The sequence below is a fragment of the Lysobacter tyrosinilyticus genome, from assembly GCF_054779815.1.
In genome coordinates, this window is the sequence record NZ_BAAGXN010000003.1 from 743,940 (window position 1) to 765,444 (window position 21,505).

At 64.3% G+C, this 21,505-nt stretch carries 18 protein-coding genes and 3 pseudogenes; 9 read left to right on the forward strand and 12 right to left on the reverse strand.

Annotated elements, in window-relative coordinates; all coding sequences use genetic code 11:
* Positions 1 to 172 precede the first annotated feature (172 nt).
* From ileS to murJ, 3 genes are all read right to left on the reverse strand, one after another.
* Positions 173 to 2,971 (reverse strand): isoleucine--tRNA ligase, encoded by a 2,799-nt coding sequence (gene ileS / locus ACYVGK_RS10050; protein WP_460733475.1) that lies wholly within the window; start codon positions 2,969 to 2,971, stop codon positions 173 to 175.
* 73 nt (positions 2,972 to 3,044) lie between these two features.
* On the reverse strand, positions 3,045 to 3,995 hold the full coding sequence (locus ACYVGK_RS10055) for a bifunctional riboflavin kinase/FAD synthetase (protein WP_460733229.1): 951 nt from the start codon (positions 3,993 to 3,995) through the stop codon (positions 3,045 to 3,047).
* 123 nt (positions 3,996 to 4,118) lie between these two features.
* Complete coding sequence (gene murJ, locus ACYVGK_RS10060) at positions 4,119 to 5,708, reverse strand: murein biosynthesis integral membrane protein MurJ (RefSeq protein WP_460733477.1); 1,590 nt, start codon at positions 5,706 to 5,708, stop codon at positions 4,119 to 4,121.
* Between the two features lie 152 nt (positions 5,709 to 5,860).
* On the opposite strand from murJ, the gene rpsT reads away from it, so the two are divergent.
* Positions 5,861 to 6,130: a 30S ribosomal protein S20 gene (gene rpsT / locus ACYVGK_RS10065; RefSeq protein ID WP_460733231.1), complete on the forward strand. Its 270-nt coding sequence runs from the start codon at positions 5,861 to 5,863 to the stop codon at positions 6,128 to 6,130.
* 214 nt (positions 6,131 to 6,344) lie between these two features.
* Here rpsT and obgE read toward each other — a convergent pair whose 3' ends face one another.
* The 3 genes from obgE to rplU form a co-directional block, all read right to left on the reverse strand.
* Positions 6,345 to 7,430 (reverse strand): GTPase ObgE, encoded by a 1,086-nt coding sequence (gene obgE / locus ACYVGK_RS10070; RefSeq protein WP_460733233.1) that lies wholly within the window; start codon positions 7,428 to 7,430, stop codon positions 6,345 to 6,347.
* A gap of 134 nt (positions 7,431 to 7,564) precedes the next feature.
* Complete coding sequence (gene rpmA, locus ACYVGK_RS10075) at positions 7,565 to 7,825, reverse strand: 50S ribosomal protein L27 (RefSeq protein WP_386748934.1); 261 nt, start codon at positions 7,823 to 7,825, stop codon at positions 7,565 to 7,567.
* Between the two features lie 15 nt (positions 7,826 to 7,840).
* Complete coding sequence (gene rplU / locus ACYVGK_RS10080; RefSeq protein ID WP_460733235.1) at positions 7,841 to 8,152, reverse strand: 50S ribosomal protein L21; 312 nt, start codon at positions 8,150 to 8,152, stop codon at positions 7,841 to 7,843.
* Between the two features lie 213 nt (positions 8,153 to 8,365).
* On the opposite strand from rplU, the gene ACYVGK_RS10085 reads away from it, so the two are divergent.
* The 5 genes and pseudogenes from ACYVGK_RS10085 (at position 8,366) to ACYVGK_RS10105 (ending at position 15,577) form a co-directional block, all read left to right on the forward strand.
* Positions 8,366 to 8,578, forward strand: coding sequence for a hypothetical protein (locus tag ACYVGK_RS10085; RefSeq protein WP_460733237.1), 213 nt, complete (start codon positions 8,366 to 8,368; stop codon positions 8,576 to 8,578).
* Positions 8,579 to 9,006: 428 nt separating this feature from the next.
* Entirely contained in the window at positions 9,007 to 10,728 is a 1,722-nt protein-coding gene (locus ACYVGK_RS10090; protein ID WP_460733239.1) for a hypothetical protein, read from the forward strand.
* A 13-nt stretch (positions 10,729 to 10,741) separates the two neighbouring features.
* Positions 10,742 to 12,064 (forward strand): FG-GAP repeat domain-containing protein, encoded by a 1,323-nt coding sequence (locus ACYVGK_RS10095; protein ID WP_460733241.1) that lies wholly within the window; start codon positions 10,742 to 10,744, stop codon positions 12,062 to 12,064.
* Positions 12,065 to 12,287: 223 nt separating this feature from the next.
* Positions 12,288 to 15,146: pseudogene (uvrA, locus tag ACYVGK_RS10100) on the forward strand (excinuclease ABC subunit UvrA); the annotation flags it as partial.
* Positions 15,147 to 15,163: 17 nt separating this feature from the next.
* Positions 15,164 to 15,577, forward strand: coding sequence for an acyl-CoA thioesterase (locus ACYVGK_RS10105; RefSeq protein WP_460733243.1), 414 nt, complete (start codon positions 15,164 to 15,166; stop codon positions 15,575 to 15,577).
* Positions 15,578 to 15,646: 69 nt separating this feature from the next.
* On the opposite strand, the gene ACYVGK_RS10110 is transcribed toward ACYVGK_RS10105, so the two are convergent.
* On the reverse strand, positions 15,647 to 15,856 hold the full coding sequence (locus ACYVGK_RS10110) for a hypothetical protein (protein WP_460733245.1): 210 nt from the start codon (positions 15,854 to 15,856) through the stop codon (positions 15,647 to 15,649).
* Between the two features lie 71 nt (positions 15,857 to 15,927).
* Complete coding sequence (locus tag ACYVGK_RS10115; protein ID WP_460733247.1) at positions 15,928 to 16,206, reverse strand: DUF4902 domain-containing protein; 279 nt, start codon at positions 16,204 to 16,206, stop codon at positions 15,928 to 15,930.
* A gap of 370 nt (positions 16,207 to 16,576) precedes the next feature.
* Between ACYVGK_RS10115 and ACYVGK_RS10120 the strand changes: the two are divergent.
* Together ACYVGK_RS10120 and ACYVGK_RS10125 are read left to right on the forward strand one after the other, a co-directional pair.
* Positions 16,577 to 16,834 (forward strand): annotated as a pseudogene (locus tag ACYVGK_RS10120) (autoinducer binding domain-containing protein); the annotation flags it as partial.
* A gap of 172 nt (positions 16,835 to 17,006) precedes the next feature.
* Positions 17,007 to 17,231, forward strand: coding sequence for a helix-turn-helix domain-containing protein (locus ACYVGK_RS10125; RefSeq protein WP_460733249.1), 225 nt, complete (start codon positions 17,007 to 17,009; stop codon positions 17,229 to 17,231).
* A gap of 288 nt (positions 17,232 to 17,519) precedes the next feature.
* Here the strand turns inward: ACYVGK_RS10125 and ACYVGK_RS10130 are convergent, their stop codons facing one another.
* A complete protein-coding gene (locus tag ACYVGK_RS10130) occupies positions 17,520 to 17,957 on the reverse strand; it encodes a copper chaperone PCu(A)C (RefSeq protein WP_460733251.1) in 438 nt (145 codons plus the stop codon).
* Between the two features lie 40 nt (positions 17,958 to 17,997).
* Between ACYVGK_RS10130 and ACYVGK_RS10135 the strand changes: the two genes are divergently transcribed.
* On the forward strand, positions 17,998 to 18,771 hold the full coding sequence (locus ACYVGK_RS10135) for an enoyl-CoA hydratase/isomerase family protein (RefSeq protein WP_460733479.1): 774 nt from the start codon (positions 17,998 to 18,000) through the stop codon (positions 18,769 to 18,771).
* 43 nt (positions 18,772 to 18,814) lie between these two features.
* Here the strand turns inward: ACYVGK_RS10135 and ACYVGK_RS10140 are convergent, their stop codons facing one another.
* From ACYVGK_RS10140 to ACYVGK_RS10150, 3 genes and pseudogenes are all read right to left on the reverse strand, one after another.
* The gene (locus ACYVGK_RS10140) at positions 18,815 to 19,660 is read right to left on the reverse strand and encodes a sulfurtransferase (RefSeq protein WP_460733253.1); all 846 of its coding nucleotides are present in this window, start codon (positions 19,658 to 19,660) and stop codon (positions 18,815 to 18,817) included.
* A 56-nt stretch (positions 19,661 to 19,716) separates the two neighbouring features.
* Positions 19,717 to 20,531, reverse strand: a pseudogene (locus ACYVGK_RS10145) (CoA pyrophosphatase).
* Positions 20,532 to 20,701: 170 nt separating this feature from the next.
* Positions 20,702 to 21,403, reverse strand: a complete 702-nt coding sequence (locus ACYVGK_RS10150; protein ID WP_460733255.1) for an FKBP-type peptidyl-prolyl cis-trans isomerase N-terminal domain-containing protein — start codon at positions 21,401 to 21,403, stop codon at positions 20,702 to 20,704.
* Positions 21,404 to 21,505: the final 102 nt, after the last annotated feature.

A 21,505-nucleotide genomic window follows, 5' to 3' on the forward strand; every position in this document is an offset into this window, starting at 1 on the left:
GGTGCCGTATGGGTTCGGCACGTTGGATTCTGGTGGAGCTGTGGGAAGAGCGTGCCGGGCAAGGCCCGGCACCTACAAAAGCAGATCGGCTTTGTGAGAAAAGCGTGCCGGGCAAGGGCCGGCACCTACAAAGGCTGGATCCCGGCGTTCGCCGGGATGACGACCAAAGACGTTAGAACCAGCGTCGATCCTCGCCCGATCCGTCCACGTTGCTCACGCAACGGCCGCACAGTTCCGGATGCTCGGCATTAGCGCCCACATCGGCGCGGCGGTGCCAGCAACGCACGCACTTCTGCTTGGTCGTCGGCGTTGCGAGTACGGCGATGTCCTTGGCGGCATCGTCGGCCAGCACTTCGACGTCGCCGCTGATGAACAGGAAGCGCAGTTCGTCGGCCATCGGCGCCAGCCAGTTCTGGTCGGCGACGCTGCAGCGCAGGCCGATCTCGGCATCCAGCGCCGCGCCGATTTCGCCGGCGGCACGCATCGGCTCGAGGGTCTTGCTGACTTCTTCGCGAAGCGCCAGCAGGCGGTCGAAGTCCGTTGCCGACAGCGCTGCGTTGTCCGGCAGCAAGGCGAGGCCGTCGTACCAGGTGGCGAACAGCACGTTTTCTTCGCGCGCACCCGGCAGATAGCGCCACATCTCGTCGGCGGTGAAGCTCAGGATCGGCGCGATCCAGCGCACGAACGCTTCGGCGATGCGGTACATCGCGCTCTGCGCCGAACGGCGGCCACGCGAATCCTCGCGCATCGTGTAGAGGCGGTCCTTGGTGACGTCGAGGTACAGCGAGCCGAGGTCGACGCTACAGAAGTTGGACAGCATCTGCACGATCGCGGCGAAGTCGTACGCCTCGTAGGCTTCGGCGATCTGCTGCTGCAGCTCGTAGGCGCGATGCACGATCCAGCGGTCCAGCGCGACCATGTCGTCGAGCGCAACCAGATCGCGCACCGGATCGAAGCCATTGAGATTGGCCAGTAGGAAGCGCGCGGTGTTGCGGATGCGGCGGTAGGCATCGCCGCTGCGCTTGAGGATGTTGTCCGATACCGACATCTCGTTGCGGTAGTCGGTCGAGGCGATCCACAGGCGCAGTACGTCGGCGCCCATCGCGTTGATGACCTTCTGCGGCTCGACGGTGTTGCCGAGCGACTTGGACATCTTCTTGCCCTGCTCGTCTACGGTGAAACCGTGCGTCAGCACCTGGCGGTACGGCGCGACGCCGTCCATAGCCACGGCGGTGAGCAGCGAGCTGTGAAACCAGCCACGGTGCTGGTCGGAGCCTTCCAGATACAGATCGGCCGGCTTGCGCAGGCCGTCCTGCGGACGGTGCGCCAGCACGCATTCGTGGGTGACGCCGGAATCGAACCAGACGTCGAGGATGTCGTTGATCTTGTCGTACTTCGCAGCTTCGTCGCCCAGCAGCGACGCGGCATCGAGTGAGTACCAGGCGTCGACGCCTTCGCGCGCGACGATGTCGGCGACCTTGCGCATCAGTTCCGGCGTACGCGGATGCGGCTCGCCGGTTTCGCGATCGACGAACAGCGCGATCGGCACGCCCCAGGTGCGCTGGCGGCTGATGCACCAGTCGGGACGGCCTTCGATCATGCCGTAGATGCGCGCCTCGCCCCACTCGGGGATCCACTGCACCTTGCCGATCTCGCGCAGCGAATCCTCGCGCAGATGGGCCTGTTCCATCGAGATGAACCACTGCGGCGTCGCGCGGAACGCCACCGGCGTCTTGTGGCGCCAGCAGTGCGGGTAGCTGTGTTCGAGCTTGAACTGCGCGAGCAGATGGCCGCTGTTGCGCAGCACTTCGATGATCGTGTCGTTCGCCTTCCAGATGTGCAGGCCGGCGAGCGTCACGCCATCGGCGGGCGGCGTGGACGGCAGGTATAGGCCGCGACCGTCGACCGGATTCATCTGCGCGGCGGAGTACTTCTCGAGCAGGCCGTAGCGCTGGCCGACCACGAAGTCTTCCTGGCCGTGACCGGGCGCGGTGTGGACGACGCCGGTACCGTCGTCGGCGGTGACGTGTTCGCCGACGAGCACCGGGATGTCGCGGTCGGCGTAGAACGGATGCTGCAGGACCTGACCGTCCAGTTCGTTGCCGTTGACGTTACCGAGCACGACGACGTCGCTGACGCCGTAACGCGCCAACGCCTTGGTCGCCAGCGCTTCGGCGAGCACCAGCAGACGACGACCGCCGTCCTTGCTGCGCGGGCCTTCGACGAGCACGTATTCGAGTTCCGGACCGAGGCTCACCGCGAGGCTGGCGGGCAGCGTCCACGGCGTGGTGGTCCAGATCGGCATCGCGACATCGACGCCCTCTTCCACCGCTACACCGAATGCGGCGGCCAGCTTCTGTGGATTGCGTGCGCTGTAGGCGACGTCCACCGCCGGCGACACCTTGTCGGCGTATTCGATCTCGGCCTCGGCCAATGCGGAACCGCAATCGAAGCACCAGTGCACCGGCTTCGCGCCGCGCACGAGGTGGCCGCGCTCAACGATCTTCGCCAGCGAACGCATGATCCCCGCCTCGGTGGCGAAGTCCATGGTGCGGTACGGATTTTCCCAATCGCCCAGCACACCCAGGCGCTTGAAGTCGCGACGCTGCAGGTCGATCTGCTCGGTGGCGTATTCGCGGCATTTCGCGCGAAACGCGGCGGCGTCGAGCTTGTCGCCGACCTTGCCGAACTTCTTCTCCACCGCGTGTTCGATCGGCAGGCCGTGGCAGTCCCAGCCCGGGACGTACGGCGCATCGAAGCCGGCGAGCAGCTTCGACTTCACGATCACGTCCTTCAGGACCTTGTTGACCGCGTGGCCGATGTGGATCGCGCCGTTGGCGTAGGGCGGGCCGTCGTGCAGCACAAAGCTCTTGTCGCGGGTCGAAGTCTTGGCGCGAATTCGCTGGTACAAGCCCTCGTTCTCCCAACGGGCCAGGGTTTCCGGCTCGCGCTTGGGCAGGTCGCCGCGCATCGGGAATTCCGTTGCCGGCAGTTGCAGGGTGGACTTGTAGCGACTGGTTTCTTGATCGGTCACAGCGGTGCGCTCAGGCGATGGCTCTACGGGAGCCGGAGGACAGGATGGCGCGGGCCTGATCGGCGTCGCGATGCATCTGTTCGGTAAGGGAAGAAAGATCGGGGAATTTCAGTTCGTCGCGCAGTTTGGCGACGAACTCGACTTCGATGCGGCGGGCGTACAGGTCGGCGTTGAAGTCGAACAGATGCGCTTCGAGCAACAGCTCGACGCCTGCCACGGTGGGACGTGTGCCCAGGCTCGACACCGAAGGCCGCGGCGTGCTGCCGACGCCGTGCACCCAGGTGGCGTAGATGCCGGACAGCGGTGGCGTCTTGCCACCGAAACGCAGGTTCGCGGTCGGGAAGCCCAGTTCGCGCCCCAGCTTGCCGCCGTGGACGACGCGGCCGCCGATCGCGTACGGACGACCCAGCAAGCGTGATGCAAGCGCGAAGTCGCCAGACTGTAGTGCGGCGCGGATCCGCGTGCTCGACACGCGTTCGCCGTCGAGGTGCACCGGAGCGATTTCATCGGCAGCGAAGCCGAGCCTCGAACCGAGATCGCGCAGCAACGCGATGTCGCCGACGCGGCCTTTGCCGAAGCGGAATTCCGGACCGACCCAGACTTCGCGCGCGGCAAGGCGGTCCTTCAGCACGACACCCATGAACTCCTCGGCGCTCAGGCCGCTGAGTTTCTTATCGAAGCGCAGCAGGCCAACTTGGTCTACGCCGAGTTTGAGCAGCCCTTCGATCTTGGCCCGCGGCAGCAACAGCCGCGGCATCGGATGGACGGGCGCAAAGAACTCGCGCGGCAGCGGCTCGAAGCTCAACGCGACCGCGGGCAGGCCCAATTCGCGCGCACGCTCGACGGTGCGGCGCACCAACGCCTGATGCCCAAGGTGCAGGCCGTCGAAGGCGCCGATGCAGACCACACTGCCGTGCGGGCACCGGGGCCCGCCTTCGACGTCGCGAAACAGCCTGCTCATGGAATCTCTGGTGGAGCCCGGCCGAACAGCCGGGTGGTCAAACCAAGTCCGGCCAGGCCGGACTTTTGTCGATTGATTGGCGAATCAACCGTGGTTCTGAAGTATAGCCGGGTGGCCCCCGTCTCAATGCTCGCGCAGATCGCGCGGGCGGAAGCCCAGGGCCAGCAGCGCCGCCAGGTAAACCGCACCGCCGCCACCGACCAGCAGACCGAGGTAACCGATGCGCTGCCATTTGCCGATCGCGGTGAAGTCCGGAATCCAGTAAAGGGCAGCGACGATCGCCACCGCCATGGCCACGCAGGCCAGGCCCAGGCGGGTCAGATGCCGCGCCCAGCCGGGCTGACGTTCGTACACGCCGGATTTGCGCAGCCAATGCCACAGCAGCAGCAGGTTGATGTAGCTCGCCAGCGCGCTGGCCAGGCCGATCGCCAGATGCAGGCCCGGCGTGCTCGCCAAACCCTTCATCAGATCGCCCTGTTGCGACGCAGGCACCCAGAGTACGTACAGCACGCCTAGGAAAGCGACGTTCAGCACCATGTTTGCCACCAGCGAAGCCACACCGGCACGCACCGGCGTGCGCGTGTCCTGGCGGGCATAGAACGCCGGCAGCAGGATCTTCACCAACGCGAAGGCCGGCAGGCCGAAGCTCAGACCGAACACCGACATCGCCGCCATCTTGGTGTCGAAGGCGGTGAACTGATTGTGCTGGAACAGCGTCGCCACCAACGGCTGCGACAACAGCATCAGGCCGAGCATCGCCGGCAACGCGATCAGCAACGTGGTGCGCAGACCCCAGTCGAGGGCCTTTGAAAACCCTTCGTGGTCGGTGTTGACGTGATGGCGCGACAGCGTGGGCAGGATCACGGTGCCCAGCGCGATGCCGAACACACCCAGCGGCAGCTCGAGGAAGCGGTCCGCCTGCGACAGCCAAGTCTGCGAGCCGGTGTACAGCAGCGCGGCGATCACGGTGTCGAACAGCAGGTTGATTTGCGCAATCGAGGAGCCGAACAGCGTCGGCACCATCAGCTTGACTACCTTGCGCACGTCGGGGTGGTTCCAGCCCCACTTCGGCAAAGTCAGCAGGTTCAGGCTTCGCAGCGCAGGCAGCTGGAACAGCAACTGCAGAATGCCGCCAACCAGGATCGCCCAGCCCAACGCAGTGATCGGCACCTGCAAATGCGGCGACAGCCACAGCGCGCCGGCAATCATGCACAGGTTGAGGATCACCGGCGTCAGCGCCGGCATGCCGAACTTGTGGAAGCTGTTGAGTGCCCCGCCCGCCAGTGCGGTCAGTGACACGAACAGGATGAAGGGGAAAGTGAGACGCAGCAGTTCGACGGTCAGTCCGAACTTCTCCGTCGCCACTCCGCTTCCCAGGTTGAACAGCCAGGCCACCTGCGGGGTAAACAGCAAGCCCAGCGCGGTCACCACCAGCAGGATGCCGCCGAGCGTGCCTGAGACGCGGGCCATCAGTTCCTTCAGGTCCGCGTGCGGTCGGGTCTCCTTGACCTCAGTGAAGACCGGAACGAAAGCGGTCGAGAACGAGCCCTCCGCGAACAGCCGGCGCATGAAGTTGGGAATGCGGAAGGCAACCCAGAAGGCGTCGGTGCCGGCATTGGCGCCGAAGGTCGAGGTGATCGCGATGTCCCGGATCAGCCCGAGTACCCGCGAGATCATGGTCATGCCGCCGAACGACAGCACTCCACGAAGCATTTTGGGCTTGGTCATGCCGCCTCCCGGAGGGTGACCGAGCCCAAAATCTGGCCGCCGGATAGCGGGTTGTTGACGCAAGCTACTGAATCGCCCATACTTTCCTGTCTGATTTTCCCAAAACCCCTCAACACCAGTTCCCAGGATTCCCTGTCGTGGCCAATATCAAGTCCGCCAAGAAGCGCGCCAAGCAGACCGTCGTGCGCAATGCCCGCAACGCCGCTCAGCGTTCGATGCTCCGCACCGCCGTCAAGAAGGTCCTCAAGGCACTCGACGCCAACGACGCCGCTGGCGCCCAGGCTGCCTTCGTCGTGGCCCAGCCGATCCTCGACCGCTTCAGCTCGCGCGGCCTGATCCACAAGAACAAGGCTGCCCGTCACAAGAGCCGTCTGAGCGCGCGCATCAAGGCGCTGTCGGCTGCCTGATCCCAGGCATTCCGTTGCAGGCGCCCACGGCGCCTGCTGAAAAAGCCCCGCCGAGTGCGGGGCTTTTTTGTTGCTGGATGAAACCGACCCCGCCAAGTGCGGGGCTTTTTTGTTGCTGATGAAAAACGATTCCGCCGAATACAGGGTCTTTTGATTGCCCATCGAGAATGGCGCCGCGTGCGGCGCCTTCTTGTCGTGCGCGAAGGCCGAGATCTCAAGCCTCATCGGACGAATGTTCCGCGCGCCAGGCGGCTTCGTCGGCGGCGTCTTGCGCAGCCTTCTTCAGCTCGTCGAAGAACGTCATCACGTCGAGCATGATCGGCCAGGTGTTCTCGCGTCCCAGTGCGGACACCAGGTACCAGCGATTCTTCCAGCCCAACTCGTCGATGATGGCCTGCGCGGCTTCCTGCTGCTCTTCTTCGAGCAGTAGATCTGCTTTGTTGAGCACCAGCCAGCGCGGTTTCTGCAGCAGTTCCGGATCGTGCTTTTCCAGCTCGCGTTCGATCGCGCGCACCTGCTCTGCCGGCGTGATGCCTTCCACACCGCCTTCCATCGGTGCGATGTCGACCAGGTGCAGCAGCAGACGCGTGCGCTGCAGATGCTTGAGGAACTGCGTGCCCAGGCCGGCGCCATCGGCCGCACCTTCGATCAGGCCGGGAATGTCGGCGATGACGAAGCTGCGATGGTGCTCGATGCTGACCACGCCGAGATTCGGATAGAGCGTGGTGAATGGATAGTCGGCAACCTTCGGCGTCGCAGCGGATACCGCGCGGATGAAGGTGCTCTTGCCGGCGTTGGGGAAGCCGAGCAGACCGACGTCTGCCAGCAACTTCAGCTCGAGCTTTAGCGCGCGCTCTTCGCCCGGCAGACCCGGCAACGCCTTGCGCGGCGTGCGGTTGGTCGAGCTCTTGAAGTGCATGTTGCCCAGGCCGCCTTTGCCGCCCTTGGCCACCAGCAGGCGTTCGCCATGCTGCGTCAGGTCACCGATCACTTCGTCGGTTTCGACGTTCATGACCACGGTGCCGACCGGCACGGTGATGGTGAGATCGTCGCCGGCCTTGCCGTACATCTGCCGGCCCATGCCGTTCTCGCCGCGCTTGGCTTTGAACTTGGTCTGGTGGCGAAAATCAACGAGCGTGTTGAGGTTCTCGTCAGCGAGCAGCCAGACGCTGCCGCCATCGCCACCGTCGCCACCGTCGGGACCGCCGAGCGGAATGAACTTCTCGCGGCGGAAGCCAACGCAACCGTTGCCGCCGTCACCTGCGATGACCTGGATTTCGGCTTCGTCGACGAGTTTCATGGGATTAACTTGGAATCGGTAAGAGGGAAATCGAGTACGACGGCGAGCTTATCGCTTTTGCACGCCGCTGCTTTTGTTCGAACAGAAACGAAAAACCCCGCCGAAGCGGGGCCCTTCGTCACATCGGTCGCGCCTTACTCGGCGGCGACGACGCTGACCGTGCGGCGCTTCTTCGGACCCTTGGTCGAGAACTCGACCTTGCCGTCCACCAGCGCGAACAGGGTGTGGTCGCGGCCGAGGCCGACGCCCGAACCCGGGTGGAAGTTGGTACCGCGCTGACGCACGATGATGTTGCCGGCTTCGATAGCCTGACCGCCGTAGATCTTGACGCCCAGATACTTCGGGTTGGAGTCGCGGCCGTTGCGCGAGGAACCTACGCCCTTTTTGTGTGCCATGGCTGCTTCTCCTGCTTAGCCGGCAATGCCGGTGATTTCGATTTCGGTGTAGTGCTGACGGTGACCCATCTGCTTGCGGTGGTGCTTACGGCGACGGAACTTCACGATGCGCACCTTGTCGGCGCGGCCGTGGCCGACCACCTTCGCACTGACCGAAGCGCCCTTGAGCGCATCGCCGATCTTGATGGTTTCGCCATCGCCGATCATCAGCACGTTGTCGAGCTTGATCTCGCTGCCGGCTTCGACATCGAGCAGCTCAACGCGAAGGGTTTCGCCCTTCATCACGCGGTATTGCTTACCGCCGGTGAGTACAACTGCATACGACATGACCAGATTCCTCTGTAGTTATTTTGGTCGCCTGCCGCACCCGGAAGCGGGCGGACAGAAGCGGAATTGTAGGGGCATCAGCGGGTTACAGCAACCTTCCTGGGGTCTCTGGAATTGGGCCCAGGCCGCCCGCCTGCCTCAGGGCGGGCCTATACTGGCCGTGGCGGCTCCATCCAGGACCCGCCGGACCCCCAAGCTGAATGGGAGGTGCCCATGAAGCTGCACTTCTGGGAGCGGATCGAAAGCCGCTTCCGCCACTCGCCCCCCTCCGCGCCGACGACCGGAGAGCCTTCGGACCCTGCGGTCGGAGCACACGGCTCGGACCGGCTCCGGGCCTGGCTGAGCGAGCTCCGCCACGACCTGGTCAACCTCGACCGCGCCAATATCGACCGCTCGGACCAGGACGAACCGCCGCGGCCGCATTGAGCCGACGCGCTGGCCGTCGAGGCGGTTAGGCCGCAGGGCGGCCAGACACCGAAATCGCCCGCCCCCGCCGGGGAGGTGGGTGTTCGTGCCTGGAAAGCAGGCCCCAGCAAGCTGATGCGCGCCCGCGTGCGGACCGCATCCTCACTCCGCCAATCGAGTTGCGGTCGCAAGCAACAACCGCACGCACTTCTGCCGCACGCCGCGGTGGGCTTGCGCGCTGACTTGCGGAATTGTCCCGGCGCGGGACCAGTTCCCGCAACACGGCCAAGCCGCGCTTGGTAAGCCTGCTAGCGCCGAATCACCCCGCATTCAACAGCGCTGGATTTCATCCGCGGCGCGCAGCACTAGCATCGCTGGTTCGCAATGCGCCCATGGTAGGCTCGCGGCGGCCCATGGGGATGGGCAGCACAACGCGCGATCGAGGGGCAATGGCTATTGGGAAAGGGTTGGCGGGCCGCATCGCCGCGGCGGCACTGTGGTTGTGGATCGGAGCAGCTTCGGCGCACGAATTCGATGAACCCTTGCGCATCTTCACCGAGGACAAACTGTTCGCCGATCTCGAACAAATGGCGGTGGGCGATGTAAACGGCGACGGCTTGGACGACATCGTCACCCTGCATCGCACACAACCCTCGCCCTACGACCCGGTCAACGGCCGAGTCGCGATCACGCTGCAGCGGCGCGGTGGCAGCTTCGAGTTCCCACGGTTCCACGCCTGCCAGTGTTTCCCGGACCAGCTCAAGCTGATCAATTTCGACAGCGACCCAGCGCTGGAAATCATCTACAAGAGCAGCGTCAGCGATCCCACGGTGCAGCGAGGCGGTTTCCAGATCCTCAAGCTGCTCGCCGATGGCACGATGCAGGTCACGCAGCGATATCAGGAGGGCTGGCTCGACGACCCGAATACCAGTCGTATCGAGGACGAGGCCTACAGTCTCGTGGATATCAATCAGGACGGGCATGACGACCTGTTCTTTACCTATCTACGGGACGACGGCGCCGTGGCGGGGATCGATTACCGCTACGTCATCTGGTACCACACCCTCGTCCGTGGCCGCGACGACCTGAAGCGCTACCACAGCGACCCGTTCTATTACTCGGGCGTCACCGATTCTTTGCTCAGCGGCAACTACTCGTACTCAGGAACGCCGCCGGTCCGGCAACGCGTGGACCTGGATGGTGATGGCTACTTCGACGCCATCGAGGGCAACTGTCCGACGCAGTGCCTGTTCCGCCAGCAACCGTATCGGCAGATGAGCATGCAGCCCATCACGACCGATGCCACCGGCCGCACCAATCTCACGCTGGACAGCTACGGCGACCTGGATGGCGATGGCAGACCGGATCGCATCTCGGTCGACAACAGCGGCGCCGGAATCCGCATCGAACTGCAGACCGAACAAAACCGGTTTTCCCAGATTGGCCAGTGGGGTGAGCTGTTCATGCCCGGCGCACCGCAGATCGCCGACCTCGACAACAACGGGCTCAACGACTTCGTGCTTCTATCGCAGCACCTGGACTACGGCGGGCAAAGCTGGCTGGATACATTCCTGCAGACGAGCCCAGGCGAGTTCACGATCACCTCGAAGCAGGTGGCCTTCCAGGCGGAGTCCCCCCAGTTGTTCGTCGCCGACATGAACGCTGACGGTTGCCGGGACCTGCTGGCGCTGAAGCGACGTCAGGGTGAACTCGAAGCCAGTCTGCTCTATTTCCGCGGCCGCGGTTGCCTGCCAGCGCCTGACTTGCGTGTGGATGCCACGTTCGGCCGTGGTCGCGCCACAGCTCGGGTCGTGCATGTCGCCGGAGCCGCCAGTTCGACTGAACGGGTTCTGCGGGTGACGATTGCTCCCGCGGCGCGCGAGGACACCACGCTGGCGCTGAAGGTCCGGCCGCCGACCGGCTGCATCGCGGTCACGGCGGACCTGCCACGGCGCATGTTCGACTGTCTCGTCCCCGCCCTGGGGCCGAACCAAACCCGCACCTTCATGTTCGAGGTCAGCGTTGCGCCCGGGCGTTCGGTGGAACTGCAAACCACTGCCTTCCTGCTGGATGACGCTGCCGACACCAATCCCCACAACAACCGGCTGCAGGTCCGCGCAGTCCACTTGCAACCGTCAGTGCCGGGCCCGCGCGGGCAAGTGACCTACTGATCGAATGAACGCCATGCTCCCCATTCGCTGTCTGCCCTGGCTTATCGTTGCTGCGGCACTGCTTTCATCCGGACCGGCGCAGGCCGCGGTCGCGTTTGCACCAGGCGTGCAGCTGCCGATGGAACAGAACTCCAACTTCAATCGCGAAGCGGTGTCCGCCGCAGCCGCCGACGCCAATGGCGACGGCCGCACCGATGTCCTCTTTTTCACCACGGGCTTTGGCCGCAGCAGCACAGTCAGCCTCGACAATCAGTTCTACCTGTACGAACAGCAGCCGGACGGCACGATGGCGCAGGCGGCGCGGCAAACGTATGCCCCGGACAACATCGTGGCTTACAGCCCAGTCGCGCTGGCCTTCGCCGACCTCGACCACGACAACCGCGCGGAAATCATCGTACGCGTCGCCAGAAGTACGGATCTGGCCGTGCTCCAGCGCGGCGTCGATGGCGTATATCGCGAAGCCGCCCGCATCCCGTGCCCGCTCGGCGCGGGCATGATCCGTGTGGCGGATCTCGACGGCGATGGCCACGTCGAGCTTCTGGCGCACAGTGGAATTGACGGCGTCGCCATAATGAAGGGTAACGGCTCCCTGGCTTTCGCCCCTCCGGTCTATGTGCTGAGTTTTGCTGACGTGGGCGCCGTCGGCAGCGGGTTTGCGCTCGCGGACGCCAATGCCGATGGTCGTCAGGACATGCTGGGCGTGGCGCCGATGGGCTTCGGTATCGTCGACCTGAATCTGGGCACGCCCGATCACTATTTCACCGAGCCGGAACGGATCACGGCTGCTCCGCGGTATCCCGAAGCCCTGGCGTTCGGCCACTTCTCCAGCTCTCGGCCCGCGGGCGAAATCGCCGTCCTGTACAGCGACTGGGTCGATATCGACAGCAACACCGGCTACAAAGACAACCTGATCAGACTTTTCACGCACGGCCCGCAGGGCATGGCTCCAACGACCGTCCACCATTACGCCCGCGATGCCGGAATGGTGGCCAGCATGCAGGCGTCGGATCTCGATGACGACGGCGACGACGACCTGGTGATCTTCCATCCCAGCTACGTCAATCTGGTCTTCGCGAACGGCGATGGGACCTTCGACGGTAGCCACCCGGTGTTCCCCGAAAACGACGGCTGGGGCCGAACCCCCAGCATGACCGCATCGCATATCGCCGACTTCAACGGCGATGGCTGCAAGGACCTGGGCACCGTCACCGGCACCTACATCATCTATTACCGGACCGGCTGCGCTGGCACGCCGAAACCGCAGATGCAACCGAACCCGGCCAAGAAAGTTTCGAAGCGGCTCCCGGATACGCGAGTGCGGCGCGCCCAGCGCTAGGAAATGCCCCGCACCTGACCGGATGGGGTCGAGACACGAGAAGGAAAACCAGCCGATTGGCTGGTTTCAGACTTTCAGGCGCTCGCAGGCCGCCTGAACGGGCATCGCACGCCCGCCGTCGCAGCTGACGCGACCCGCATCGCCCAGACTGGGGTTCTCGACATTTGCCCCAACTTACTCCCCTCGCTACGCTCCCCTGTTCGCCCCCGGATCCCCACAGTCAATGGCGCTGGATTTCATCCGCATCCGCGGTGCGCGGACGCACAACCTCAAGAACATCGATCTCGATCTGCCGCGCGAGAAGCTGATCGTCATCACCGGCCTGTCCGGTTCTGGCAAGTCCTCGCTCGCGTTCGACACCATCTACGCCGAAGGCCAGCGCCGCTATGTCGAGTCGCTGTCGGCGTATGCGCGCCAGTTCCTGAGCGTGATGGAGAAGCCGGACGTCGACCATATCGAGGGCCTCTCGCCCGCGATCGCGATCGAGCAGAAGGCCACTTCGCACAACCCGCGCTCGACCGTGGGCACGATCACCGAGGTCTACGACTACCTGCGCCTGCTGTACGCGCGCGTCGGCACCCCGCGCTGCCCGGATCATCACTACCCGCTGGAAGCCCAGACCGTCAGCCAGATGGTCGATCAGGTGCTCACGCTCGATCCGGAGCAGCGCTACATGCTGCTGGCGCCGGTCGTGCGCGAGCGCAAGGGCGAGCATGCGCAGATCTTCGAACAGCTGCGCGCCCAGGGCTATGTGCGCGTGCGCGTGGACGGCGTGCTGCACGAAATCGATGCCGTGCCGCCGCTCGCGCTGCGCCAGAAGCACACCATCGAAGCCGTCATCGACCGCTTCAAGCCGCGCGACGACATCAAGCAGCGCCTGGCCGAGTCCTTCGAAACCTCGCTGAAGCTCGGCGACGGCATGGCCGCGGTGCATTCGCTGGACAAGCCCGAGGCAGAACCGCTGCTGTTCTCCTCCAAGTACAGCTGCCCGGTCTGCGACTACTCGCTGCCGGAGCTGGAACCGCGCCTGTTCTCGTTCAACTCGCCGATGGGCGCCTGCCCGACCTGCGATGGCCTTGGCGTAGCGCAGTTCTTCGACCCATCACGCGTGGTCGTGCACCCGGAACTCTCGCTCGCGGCTGGCGCCGTGCGCGGCTGGGATCGCCGCAATGCCTACTACTTCGCCCTGATCCAGTCGCTCGCCAAGCACTACAAGTTCAGCGTCGACACGGCGTGGCAGTCGCTGGACGAGAAGGCGCGCGACGCGGTGCTGTTCGGCAGTGGCGACGACCTGATCAGCTTCACCTACACCAGCGAGAGCGGTACGCGACACCAGCGCAAGCACCGCTTCGAAGGTATCGTTCCCAACCTGGAGCGCCGCTACAAGGAGACCGAATCCGCGGCGGTGCGCGAAGAGTTGGCGAAGTACATCAGCGAGCGTTCCTGCACGGAGTGCTCCGGTGCGCGCCTCAATCGCGCTGCGCGCAACGTGTTCGTCGCCGAGAAGCCGCTGCCGTCGATCGTGGTGCTGCCCATCGACGAGGCGCTGGCGCACTTCAAGGGCCTCAACCTGCCCGGCTGGCGCGGCGAGATCGCGATCAAGATCGTCAAGGAGATCACCGATCGCCTGCGCTTCCTGGTCGACGTGGGGCTCGACTATCTGACCCTGGAACGCAAGGCCGACTCGCTCTCCGGCGGTGAGGCGCAGCGCATCCGCCTCGCCTCGCAGATCGGCGCCGGCCTGGTCGGCGTGATGTACGTGCTCGACGAGCCCTCGATCGGCCTGCACCAGCGCGATAACGAGCGCCTGCTCGGCACCCTCACCCGCCTGCGCGACCTCGGCAACACCGTAATCGTCGTCGAACACGACGAGGATGCGATCCGCCTCGCCGACCACGTCGTCGACATCGGCCCCGGCGCTGGCGTGCACGGCGGTGAAGTCGTGGCGCAAGGCCAGCTCAGCGACATATTGAAGGGGCCGCGCTCGATCACCGGCCAGTACCTGAGTGGCAAGAAAAAGATCGAAGTTCCGGCCAAGCGCAACAAGCCCGACCCGAAGGCGACCTTCCATCTGCGCGGCGCTACCGGCAACAACCTCAAGAACGTCGACCTCGCCATTCCGTCGAGTCTGTTCACCTGCATCACCGGCGTCTCCGGCTCCGGCAAGTCGACGCTGATCAACGACACGCTGTTCGCGATCGCGGCGAATGAGCTCAACGGCGCCTCGCATACTGCTGCGCCATTCGAGTCGCACGAGAACCTGGACCTGTGGGACAAGGTCGTCGACATCGATCAGTCGCCGATCGGCCGCACGCCACGTTCGAATCCCGCGACCTATACCGGCCTGTTCACGCCGCTGCGCGAACTGTTCGCGCAAGTCCCTGAAGCACGCGCCCGCGGCTATTCGCCGGGTCGCTTCAGCTTCAACGTACGCGGCGGGCGCTGCGAGGCGTGCCAGGGCGACGGCCTGATCAAGGTCGAGATGCACTTCCTGCCGGACGTGTACGTGCCCTGCGACGTCTGCCACGGCAAGCGCTACAACCGCGAGACGTTGGAGATCCTCTACAAGGGCTACAACATCAACGACGTGCTCGAGATGACCGTCGAGGATGCGCTGAACCTGTTCGAGGCTATCCCATCGATTTCGCGCAAGCTCGAGACGCTGATGGACGTGGGCCTGAGCTACATCAAGCTCGGCCAGAGCGCGACCACGCTGTCCGGCGGTGAAGCGCAGCGCGTGAAGCTGTCGAAGGAGCTCTCGCGCCGCGACACCGGCCGTACGCTCTACATCCTCGACGAGCCCACCACCGGCCTGCACTTCCACGACATCGAGCACCTGCTCAGCGTGCTGCACAAGTTGCGTGATGACGGCAACACGATCGTGGTGATCGAACACAACCTCGACGTGATCAAGACCGCCGACTGGGTGATCGACCTCGGCCCCGAAGGCGGCCACCGCGGCGGCACCATCCTCGCCACCGGCACGCCGGAAGACATCGCGCAGCTGCAGCACTCGCACACCGGCCGCTTCCTCGCCCCGCTGCTGGGCATCACGCCCGGCGAAACACCTCGCAAGCCCGCAAAGAAAAAATCCGCTGCATGACCACGCCCGAATCCGAGCGCCCCGTGTTGTTCCGCATGCCCATCGCGCTGCGCTGGCGCGACCTGGACGCGTTCAATCACGTCAACAATTCTAACTTCCTGACCTATCTTGAAGAGGCGCGCATCCGCTGGTTCGCGAGCTGGAATGGCGAATGGGTCAACGAGCAGATGGCGCCGCTGCTCGCGGCCGTGCAGTTGAACTACCGGATGCCGATTCCGTATCCGTCGGAAGTCGTGGTCGAGCTGTTCACCGATCGCATCGGCACCAGCAGCATCACCATCGGGCACCGCATCATGTCGGAAGACGGCGCCACGCTGTATTGCGATGGCAACGTGGTGGTCGTATGGATCGATCGCGCCAGCGGTCGGCCGATTGCGCTACCGGACACCGTTCGCAGCGCCATGCAGTAAGGCGTACCAGGCAGAAGTCCACCGCATGGGCGCCCCACCCGGCGCCCATGCGGCTTCCGCCTCCTCGGATCACACGATCACGTCCTTGAGGTCACGACGCGCCGACCGGGCCACGTGATCGGACTTACCCAGACGGAACAGGAACAGCGGTTCGGCCGCTGCATTCAGGCCTGCCAGCGCCTTGAGTTCATTGGCCCGGGCGGGCACTTCGGTCGGATAACACAGCGGCTGCGCGGCGTAGCCATGCGAGGTGGCGCCGAGATATACGCGCTCGGCCATCTGTCCGCCGCTTACGCGCGCACCTGGTGAGATTCGACCTGCTTAGATCAGCCCCCACAGCGGTGTTGCAGTCACGCGAGCGACGGCATCGATTTCGCCTTGCTTGAACTCCTGGCCGATCGCATCCTGCGGCGTGGAGAACCATTCGACGTATTGCTTGGCGATGAAGGCGCGTCGCTGTTGAAGACGACGATGCCGTCGCGCTTGCCTTCCCACTCCTCGCGGGTGATGCGGAACCATTGGAATGAATCGACCGCAGCTTCCAGAAGCAGCGACGTCTTCTCCGCGCCAAGATCGCGCCCATGGCTGTCAAGCAACATGACATTGCTGCGCGGTTCGCCCTCGCGCACTAGTTCACCCACTCCGTATAGCCTGAAATGGCGGGCAGGGTCGCGCCCTGGCAGGGAGCAGGCAGGTTTTCGTCGTCTAGACCGGAATCAAATGGACAAGACGCAGATCAAGCAATGTGGCGAGCGTCAAGCGCACGTGACCATCTGCCGATAGCGCAATCATGGCTGGATTGCAATTCCTGGCAGTGCAGCGTTGATTTGGCCCATGTCACCTATCGGAAAATCCGAGGACACACACGGTACATAGGCTTGTTGCATCGTGTTAGTGTTATTTCTGACAGTCATACAAGGCTTTCATGGAGTGAGCGCCTATGGATGGATGCAAGAAGAGCAGCTGCAAGCGCTGCTTTCGGCAGGCACCGAAGAAAAGATGTTCGAAGCGATCGCGGCAGCTGCGCGTGGACTGGGCTTCGACTATTGCGCCTACGGAATTCGCACACCCTGGCCGCTCACCCGTCCCAGGACGTTGGTGCTCAATAACTATCCGGTCGCTCGGCAGAAGCTTTATCAAGAGAAGAATTATCTCGAAGTAGATCCTAGTGTCATCGCATCAACCCGCTCGGTGCTTCCGGCGGCCTGGTCCGATGAGATGTTCTCCGATTCGCGGGAGCTTTGGAAAACGCGCGCTAGTTCGGGCTGCGTTTCGGCTGGGCGCAATCGTCGGCGAGTCAGGATGGCGTGCGCGGCATGCTCACGCTGGCGCGCGCTCCGACGACGAGCTCACCGAGGCCGAGTTGAAGGACAAGACCGGCAGGATGCTTTGGCTCACTCAACTGGCACATCATGGAATGACACGCTGCATGGGCGAGAAACTGGTGCCTCGAACCGGGCAGGCGCTGTCTGCCCGAGAAGTGGAAGTGCTGCGCTGGACTGCCGAAGGCAAGACGGCGAGCGAGATTTCGCAGATCGTCAACATTTCGGAGCGGACGGTCAATTTCCATATCAACAACGCCATGATGAAACTGGACGCGGCCAACAAGACCGCGGCGGTGGTTCGGGCAGTGGTGCTGGGCCTGCTGAAGTGACGACCGGCAGGCAGCCTGGCTGATCCGCTTGCGCCGCGCCATCGGGATTTCCACTTACTCCAGTTGGCCAAGTCTGCAGACAGCCCCATCAGCCCCCATGGCCCGGCCGCAATGGCGGGAATCTACAAATGCCCGCCAACAATCGCAGCTGTAAACCTTGTCAGGTGCCGTGGACGCTGCCCGCTTCTATGCTCCCGGCTTTGGCATCGCGGCTTGCATCGCACACGGAGCAGCGATGATTCCCGCGCCAGGCGTCAAACCGCGGGCGGGGATGCGGGGCAAACCGGCTCAGGGCTTGCGGACTTCGAGCTCGCCGCGAAGAACGCCGCCGTCCTTCAGCTTGAACTCGATCACCACGCGGGTGCCTTCCTTCAAGGGCACGTGCGGCTCCATCAGCATCAGGTGCATGCCGCCCGGCTTCAACACGGCGGCGCCGTCCGGCGCAATGCGCAACTCCGGCAGCGCGCGCATGCGGCTCACGCCATCGACCAGGCGCGTCTCGTGCAGCGACACGTCACCGAAAGCGGGACTGCTGGCACCGACGATCGTCACTGGCTTCGTGCAACGATTCTCGATGCGGCCGAAGCCGGCCATCATCGGCATCTTTACTGGCATCAGGCGGATCCAGCCGTCGCGTACATAGGGCGCGCACTCGCGCGCATGCGTGGGCAGGACGAAGGCGAAGGCCAGGCTGAGCGCTAGAGCGCAGGCTCGGAACAGGTTCATGCGCCTATGATAACGCTCCCCTTCCGTGACGACCTTTCTCATGGCCATCGAAACCATCCGCCACGACAGCAACGTCGTCGAACTGCACCTCGCCCGTCCGCCGGTCAATGCACTCGATCCCGAGCTGTGCCACGCACTACAGGACGGCATCGCCCAGGCCGTTTCGGGTGGCGCACACGCGTTGGTGGTTTCGGGCAATTCGAAGGTATTTTCGGCCGGTCTCGATGTCCCGCATCTGTTGTCGCTGGGCGACGACCGCGCCGCCCTGATGTCCGCCTGGGGCGCATTCTTCGCCGCGGCTCGCGCACTGGCCAATTCGCCCGTGCCGGTCGTGGCCGCGCTCACCGGCCATGCCCCGGCGGGCGGATGCGTGCTTGCGCTGTGCTGCGACTACCGCGTGATGGCGCGCTCGGATGATCCTGCCAAGCCGTTCCGTATCGGGCTCAACGAAACCCAGGTCGGCCTGGTCGCGCCGGCCGGCATCCAGCAACTGATGGATCGCACCGTCGGCAAGCATCGTTCCGGCGTGCTCCTGGCCACCGGAGAACTCGTCGATGCCGAGCGCGCACTGGCGATCGGGCTGGTCGACGAAGTCGTGTCGGCCGATCAGGTGGTGGCGCGTTCGGTGGCGTGGCTGCAGGCACTACTCAAGCTGCCGCGCCAACCTGTGCTGCAGACGCGGGCCATCGCGCGCGCGGACCTGGTCGCCGCGATGTCGGTGGAGAACATGCGTCTGGATCGCTTCATCGATGCGTGGGCGGAGCCTGACACGCAGGCGGGTCTCAAGGCGCTTGTGGCACGACTCGGCCGCTGAACGTCATCATTTGAACGCGAGTGCCGGGCAACCGGCACTGCCTTCAACCAATGGCGACGGGGTGCGACTCGTCCTCGATCCAGCCGCTCCACGAGCCCGGATACAGCTTCGCACCGACCAAACCCGCTCGCTCCATCGCGAGCAGGTTGTGGCAGGCGGTAACGCCGGAGCCGCACATCATGATCGCCTGCTGCGGCGTGCGCCCCGCGAGCAGGGCGCGAAATTCTTCGGCCAGCTGCACGGGTGTCTTGAAGCGACCTCCGATGAGGTTCAACGCGAGCGGGCGATTGGCTGCACCGGGCACATGGCCGGCGACACGATCCATCGTGTCGTTTTCACCGCGGAAGCGATCCGCCGGACGCGCGTCCACCAGCAGCTCGCCGGCGTCGAGTCCTGCCTGCACCTGGGTGGCATCCAGTAGTCGCGATTCATCGAACTGCGCCGTGTAAGTCGTCGGCCTTGGTCGCGCTACTCCCGAATCCATCGGCAGATGCAGCGCGTCCCATTGCCTGAAGCCGCCGTCGAGCACCGCGACCTTCTCGTGCCCCAGTGCACGCAGCAGGAACCAGAAGCGCGCCGCCATGGATCCATCCCCATCGTCATAGGCGACTACCTGATGCTTTGGTGTGATGCCCCAGCGACCGAGATGCCCGGTGAAAGTCGTGGCATCCGGCCAGGGGTGGCGCCCCCGCCCCTCGCCACGCCGATGCATGTCTGAAAGATCGTTGTCCATGTGCGCGTACACCGCGCCAGGAATATGCGAATGCTGGTAAGCGAGCTCGCCCGCACCGGGACTAGCGCTGGAATAGCGGCAATCAACGATCGCCAGATCCGCACGATTCAAGGCGATCGCGAGCGTCTCCGCCTGCACCAGGGTGGTCCAGCCCATGTCCATGACTCCTCTGAGGGGAACGGAATTCTAGAACGCGTGCAATGTAGCCAGTGTCAGCTGCCGACGGCGGCCAGGCGTTCGCGCAGATTCAAGAGGATGGCAGCAGTAACGCCCCAGATGCGCTGGTCCGGATAGCGGAATTCCCAGACCTGGCGCATGCGACCGCGGTGTTCCAGCGCGAGGCTGGCGATATTGGCCGGATCCAGCAGGAATGCGAGCGGGACTTCGAACACATCGGCCACTTCGCTCGGATCCGGGCGGGCGATGTAGTCGGTGGCGATCGTCGCGACCACGGGCAGTACGCGGAAGCCAGTGATGGTGGTGTAAACGTCAAGGTAACCCAGCGGGGAGACTTGCGCCGGGACGATGCCGACTTCCTCGAAGGTTTCGCGCACCGCGGCCGCCACGGCATCGGCGTCCTCGGTCTCGAACCGGCCACCCGGAAAACTGACCTGCCCTGCATGGTGACGAAGCACATCGGTGCGTCGCGTCAGCAGGACCTGGATCCCTTCGTCTCGAGGAACCAGGCCGACGAGCACGGCAGCTTCAACGAGGGCGCGATCTGCCGGGAGAAGATCGAGGATCTCGGCATGGTTCCAGCCATCGCCTTCGGGAGGAGTAGTCAGCGGATGCAGCGCCGCGGTGATGCGATCGAGCGGAAGCACTGCCGGAATCGCCGCGCTCACCCGCGCCGCGACTCACGCTCGGGCAACACGGCTTCCATCAGATGCAGGCGCTCGTCGTCATTCATCTGCGACCAGCGCGCGATTTCCGCGTTGGTGCGATGGCAGCCGTCGCACAGCCCATCTTCGCCGAGGAAGCAGACGCCAACGCAGGGGCTGAGTACGGCACGGAACTGAGTCGTCATTGCAGTGAGTTTACGGTGGTTTCAACGGTTCTCAAATGCATTGCGCCGGCTTTGGGGCCGGCGCAATGTCGACACGAAACAGCTAGATCAACAACTGGATCCCGGCTTGGAGCATGCCGGGATAACGTTTCGGCAAAGCCGTGCGCGCTGAGCGCGCACGGGCCGAATCGTTACTTGACGCTGACCAGCTTGATTTCGAACTGCACCGCCACGTTCGGCGGGAAGCCGGTACGCGGGTCGGCGCCGAGGTACTTCTCGGCAGGAAGCGTGACTTCCCACTTGGAGCCCATCGGCATCTGCTGCAGGACTTCGCGCATCGCCGGCATTTCCACCGAGCTGATCTTGACGCCCGGCACCTTGTCCGGCGCAGGCAGCTGCTGCGGACGCATGCCCAGCAGGAACGGGCCGGACACTTCCAGCTGCACGGTGCTGGCCTGCGTGGGCTTGGCGCCGGTGCCGGCTTCGATCACTCGGTACTGGATGCCGCTGGGGAGGACCTTCACGCCCGCCTTGGCCTTGTTCTGCGCGATGAAGCTGTCGCTCTTGACCTTGTTGTCGGCGGCGAGCTTGTCCCATTCGGCCTTGGCCTTCTGCGCGCGTTCGACCTGACGCTTCTGGAAGGCTTCGTACACCGGGCGCAGCTGCTCGTCAGTCACGGCAGCCGGCTTCTTGGCCATCGCATCCTGAAGGCCCTTGGCGACTGCTGCGGGATCGAGCTGTTCGCCCTTGGCGGCCAGGTCCGCCAGCTTCAGGCCATGTTCGTAGCCCATCGCATAGCTCAGCTTGCCCTTCTCGGTCGAAGTATCCTGCGCGACAGCGTTGCCGGCGAGGACCAGGGCCGCGACGGCGGCAGCAATCAGACGCAACTTCATTCGTTGAAACCTCATTATGAAAAGAAAGGCGGCCTGCGCCGCCCGGCAAACTGATGCGCCCTTGCGTGTCGCGAAACCGGTAACCAGTCCGGTTGACCGGAA

Coding starts and splice junctions, on each gene's coding strand:
- ileS (WP_460733475.1), bottom strand. CDS start 2,971: ATGCGCGGCGACCTGCCCAAGCGCGAGCCGGAAACCCTGGCCCGTTGG.
- ACYVGK_RS10055 (WP_460733229.1), bottom strand. CDS start 3,995: ATGAGCAGGCTGTTTCGCGACGTCGAAGGCGGGCCCCGGTGCCCGCAC.
- murJ (WP_460733477.1), bottom strand. CDS start 5,708: ATGCTTCGTGGAGTGCTGTCGTTCGGCGGCATGACCATGATCTCGCGG.
- obgE (WP_460733233.1), bottom strand. CDS start 7,430: ATGAAACTCGTCGACGAAGCCGAAATCCAGGTCATCGCAGGTGACGGC.
- rpmA (WP_386748934.1), bottom strand. CDS start 7,825: ATGGCACACAAAAAGGGCGTAGGTTCCTCGCGCAACGGCCGCGACTCC.
- rplU (WP_460733235.1), bottom strand. CDS start 8,152: ATGTCGTATGCAGTTGTACTCACCGGCGGTAAGCAATACCGCGTGATG.
- ACYVGK_RS10085 (WP_460733237.1), top strand. CDS start 8,366: ATGAAGCTGCACTTCTGGGAGCGGATCGAAAGCCGCTTCCGCCACTCG.
- ACYVGK_RS10090 (WP_460733239.1), top strand. CDS start 9,007: ATGGCTATTGGGAAAGGGTTGGCGGGCCGCATCGCCGCGGCGGCACTG.
- ACYVGK_RS10095 (WP_460733241.1), top strand. CDS start 10,742: ATGCTCCCCATTCGCTGTCTGCCCTGGCTTATCGTTGCTGCGGCACTG.
- ACYVGK_RS10105 (WP_460733243.1), top strand. CDS start 15,164: ATGACCACGCCCGAATCCGAGCGCCCCGTGTTGTTCCGCATGCCCATC.
- ACYVGK_RS10110 (WP_460733245.1), bottom strand. CDS start 15,856: ATGGCCGAGCGCGTATATCTCGGCGCCACCTCGCATGGCTACGCCGCG.
- ACYVGK_RS10125 (WP_460733249.1), top strand. CDS start 17,007: ATGGGCGAGAAACTGGTGCCTCGAACCGGGCAGGCGCTGTCTGCCCGA.
- ACYVGK_RS10130 (WP_460733251.1), bottom strand. CDS start 17,957: ATGAACCTGTTCCGAGCCTGCGCTCTAGCGCTCAGCCTGGCCTTCGCC.
- ACYVGK_RS10135 (WP_460733479.1), top strand. CDS start 17,998: ATGGCCATCGAAACCATCCGCCACGACAGCAACGTCGTCGAACTGCAC.
- ACYVGK_RS10140 (WP_460733253.1), bottom strand. CDS start 19,660: ATGGGCTGGACCACCCTGGTGCAGGCGGAGACGCTCGCGATCGCCTTG.
- ACYVGK_RS10150 (WP_460733255.1), bottom strand. CDS start 21,403: ATGAAGTTGCGTCTGATTGCTGCCGCCGTCGCGGCCCTGGTCCTCGCC.